Raw genomic sequence first — 4,376 nt, forward strand, 5'->3', positions numbered from 1 at the left:
TCTACCCGCCGGATTACACACTCTTCCCCCCCCCGACGCTCTTCCTATCGGGGTGTTTCACCGGCACTTGTGGGAACGCGCTGGGGGCGCCCTTCTTAAGAAGGGCGCCCCCAGTGACGTACGTGGAAGCCGGTGACGTACGGGACCGTCAGCCCATGAACTTCTTGAACTCGTCCGGGAGTTCGAAGTCCTGCGGCTGCTGGCCGCCCGGCAGACCGAAGGCGCCGCCTGCCTGGCCCGCTGCCTCGCGGCGCGCGGCGGCCTCTTCCTCCTGCTGCTTGCGCTTCATCGGGTTGCCGGAACGCTGCTTGCCCTTGCTCTTCTTGGGCGCCTTCTTCTGCCGGCCGGGGCCACCGCCCGTGCCCGGCATCCCGGGCATCCCCGGCATGCCGCCGCCCTGGGCCATGCGGGACATCATCTTGCGGGCCTCGAAGAACCGCTCGACCAGGCCCTTGACCGCGCTGACCTCGACACCGGAGCCCTTGGCGATACGGGCGCGCCGCGAGCCGTTGATGATCGTCGGTTCCTGGCGCTCGCCCGGGGTCATCGACTTGATGATGGCGGCCGTGCGGTCGACGTCACGCTCGTCGAGGTTGTTGATCTGGTCCTTGATCTGGCCCATGCCGGGGAGCATGCCGAGCAGCTTGGAGATGGAGCCCATCTTCCTGACCTGCTCCATCTGGGCCAGGAAGTCGTCGAGCGTGAAGTCCTGGCCCTTCTTGGAGGCCAGCTTGGAGGCCATCTGCTCGGCCTCCTGCTGCGAGAAGGTCTGCTCGGCCTTCTCGATCAGCGTGAGCATGTCGCCCATGCCGAGGATGCGGGACGCCATGCGGTCCGGGTGGAACGCGTCGAAGTCGTCCAGCTTCTCGCCGTTCGACGCGAACATGACCTGGCGGCCGGTGACGTGCGCGATGGAGAGCGCCGCACCACCGCGGGCGTCACCGTCGAGCTTGGAGAGGACCACGCCGTCGAAGCCCACGCCGTCGCGGAACGCCTCGGCGGTGTTGACCGCGTCCTGGCCGACCATCGCGTCGACGACGAAGAGGACCTCGTCAGGCGAGACCGCGTCACGGATATCGGCCGCCTGCTGCATCAGCTCGGCGTCGATACCGAGCCGGCCGGCGGTGTCGACGATGACGACGTCGTGCAGCTTCTGCTTCGCGTACTCGATGGAGTCCTTCGCGACCTGGACCGGGTCGCCGACGCCGTTGCCCGGCTGGGGCGCGTAGACGCCGACGCCGGCGCGCTCGGCGACGACGCTCAGCTGGGTCACGGCGTTCGGACGCTGGAGGTCACAGGCGACCAGCAGCGGGGCGTGCCCCTGGCCCTGGAGCCACTTGCCGAGCTTTCCGGCGAGGGTCGTCTTACCGGCACCCTGCAGACCCGCGAGCATGATCACGGTCGGCGGCTGCTTGGCGAAGCGCAGCCGCCGGGTCTCGCCGCCGAGGATGCCTACGAGCTCCTCGTTGACGATCTTGATGACCTGTTGCGACGGATTGAGCGCCTTGGAGACCTCGCTCCCCTGCGCTCGCTCCTTCACGCTCTTGATGAAGGACCGGACGACCGGAAGTGCTACGTCCGCTTCAAGCAGGGCGATTCGGATCTCGCGTGCCGTTGCATCGATGTCCGCCTCGCTGAGCCTCCCTTTACCCCTGAGGGTTTTGAAGGTCGTCGCCAAGCGGTCGGAGAGAGTATCGAACACGGCGCTCGTCGGTCCTCAGGGTCGGGGGCAGAAGTGGGTCGCCCTCCAGCGTATCTGGCCACGCAAATTACTCGCCCTCGCCCGCTGAAAACAGCGGGCGAGGGCGGAACCCCGCATCGGCGGGGAACAACGCCTCATTAAGGCGACCTTTGCCCCGAAAGGTGGGACCATCCCCGCGCAGGCGGGGAGCACACCGTGCTCAACGAGCCGCCGCGCCGCACGTCACCCCCGCAGCGTCTCCTCAAGGGAACGGGCGACGGAAGCCGCCTGTTCCCCCGGCAGGGGCGCCCCTTCCTGGTCCGTCACATAGAACGCGTCCACCGCGTTGGCGCCCAGCGTGGACACATGGGCGCTGCGCACCCGTACGTCCGCCCGCTCCAGCGCGCGCCCGATCCGGTGCAGCAGCCCGGGGGCGTCATGGGCGCGCACCTCGATGACGGTGGCGCGCCGGGACCCGGCGGAGGCCACGGTCACGCGGGCAGGCGGTGCCACGATGCCCCGCCTGCGCGGGTAGGCGGCGTCCCGCTCGGCGAGCTTCGCGGCGATGTCGAGGGAGCCGTCGAGGGCGCGTACGAGATCGGCGCGCAGCCGGGCGGCCTGCGGCAGGGAGCCGTACTCGGCGGCGACGCGCCAGTCGAGCAGGAGGACGGAGCCCTGGACGTCGTCGGGCAGGTCCAGCGCCCGCAGTTCCGCCGTCCGTACGGTGAGCCGGTGCATGGCGAGGACGCCGGCCACGGCGGGCAGGACGCCCTCCTGGTCCGGCACCGCGATGAGCAGTTCCACGCCGAGGGGTTCCGGGTCGCCGGAGGGCTCCTCGGTGGGCGGCTCGGTCTGGGCGCGCAGGGAGAGGACGGGACCGCCGGTGCGGAACGCCTCGATGGAGAGCCGCTCCTGCTCGGCGGTGGGCGCCACGGCCTCGGGCTCCTCGGGGTCGTCCCCGGCGAGCACGGCGGAGACCCGCTTCACCAGGTCGGCGACGAGGGAGGCGCGCCACGAGGACCAGGCGGCGGGCCCGGTGGCCAGCGCGTCTGCCTCGGTCAGCGCGTGCAGCAGCTCCAGCGTGCCCTGCGAGCCGACCGCTTCGGCGACCGAGCGCACGGTGGCCGGGTCCTCCAGGTCACGCCGCGTCGCCGTCTCGACGAGCAGCAGGTGATGGCGTACGAGGGTGGCGAGCACCGCCACCTCCGTGCGGTCGAAGCCGATCCGGGCCGCCACGTCCCGGGCGATGATCTCGCCGGCCACGGAGTGGTCGCCGGGCCAGCCCTTGCCGATGTCGTGCAGCAGCGCGGCGACCAGGAGGAGGTCGGGGCGGTGTACGCGGCGGGCGAACTCGGAGGCGCGTACCGCCGTCTCGATGAGGTGCCGGTCGACGGTCCAGATGTGTACGGCGTTGCGCTGCGGCCGGCAGCGGACCCGCTCCCAGTCGGGCAGCAGCCGGGTGATCAGGCCCTCCGCCTCCAGGGCCTCCCACACCTCAACGGTGGAACGGCCGGAGCCGAGCAGGGTGACGAGCTGTTCGCGGGCCTCGGCGGGCCAGGGCGTGGGCAGCGGACGGGCCGCGGCGGCCATCCGGCGGACCGCGTGCAGCGAGAGCGGCAGGCCCGACTGGGCGGCCGCGGCGGCGGCGCGCAGCGGCAGCACGGGGTCGCGTTCGGGCCGGGCGGCGCGGGCGAGGACGACCTCGCCGTCCTGCTCGACGACGCCCTCGGCCAGCGGGGAACGCTCGGCGACCGGCTTGCTGCCGCCGCCCAGCATGGCGCGCAGCCGCGGGCGCACGGCGCGCGACCGCAGCACGCGCCCCACCTCGCGCCAGGTGACGTCACTGGCGTACGAGACGACGCGGGCGGCCTCGTACACCTGGCGCAGGAGGGTGTCGGCGTCGAGGAGTCCGAGTTCGGCGGCGACCTGGTCCTGCTCCTGGAGGGAGAGGCGGTCGGTGGCGCGGCCGGTGGCGAGGTGCAGGGCGTCGCGGACGTCCAGCAGCCGTTTACGGGCGTCGGCGAGGCCTTCGCGCGGGGCGTCGGCGAGCCAGGAGGCGGCGACGGCGCGCAGCGCGGTGGCGTCGCGGAGTCCGCCGCGCGCCTCTTTCAGGTCGGGTTCGAGGAGGTACTGCAGCTCGCCCTGGCGCTCGGCCCGCTCGGCACACAGTTCCTGGAGTTCGGGGAGGCGTTTCGGCGCCTGGTTGCGCCAGTCGGCCAGGACGGCCGTGCGCAGGCCGGCGGTGAGGCCGAGGTCGCCCGCGATGTGGCGGGCGTCGAGGAGGCCCAGCTGGACCTTGAGGTCCTCGCCTGAGGTCCTGCGTGCCTCGGCGGGCGTACGGACGGAGTGGTCGAGGGCGAGGCCGAGGTCCCAGATGGGGTACCAGATGCGGTCGGCGAGGGCCGCCACCACGCCCTTGTCGGCGCTGCCGTCGTGCAGGAGCAGCAGGTCGAGGTCGCTGCGTGGGGAGAGTTCGCCGCGGCCGTAGCCGCCGACGGCGACGAGTGAGATGCCGCGCAGTTCCTCGGCGCCGGCGTCGAACAGGCCGGTGAGCCAGTCGTCGGTCAGTTCGGCGAGGGCGGCACGGCGCGGCGGCCCGGACTGCGCCTTCACCGTGATCTCCAACGCCCTCGCCCAGCGGCGCGGCAGCGCGGTCACGACCGGCGTCGCGGTCTACATCCTCTCCCAGCCCGAC

At 72.1% G+C, this 4,376-nt stretch carries 2 protein-coding genes; both read right to left on the reverse strand.

The annotated features are described in order from the left end of the window. Window positions 1-148 precede the first annotated feature (148 nt). Window positions 149-1,702: a signal recognition particle protein gene (gene ffh / locus AB0I18_RS51610; protein ID WP_363112818.1), complete on the reverse strand. Its 1,554-nt coding sequence runs from the start codon at window positions 1,700-1,702 to the stop codon at window positions 149-151. A 222-nt stretch (window positions 1,703-1,924) separates the two neighbouring features. Beyond that, complete coding sequence (locus tag AB0I18_RS51615; RefSeq protein WP_363112819.1) at window positions 1,925-4,330, reverse strand: [protein-PII] uridylyltransferase; 2,406 nt, start codon at window positions 4,328-4,330, stop codon at window positions 1,925-1,927. Window positions 4,331-4,376 lie beyond the last annotated feature (46 nt).

This window comes from Streptomyces sp. NPDC050704 (assembly GCF_040654355.1).
Lineage (GTDB): Bacteria > Actinomycetota > Actinomycetes > Streptomycetales > Streptomycetaceae > Streptomyces.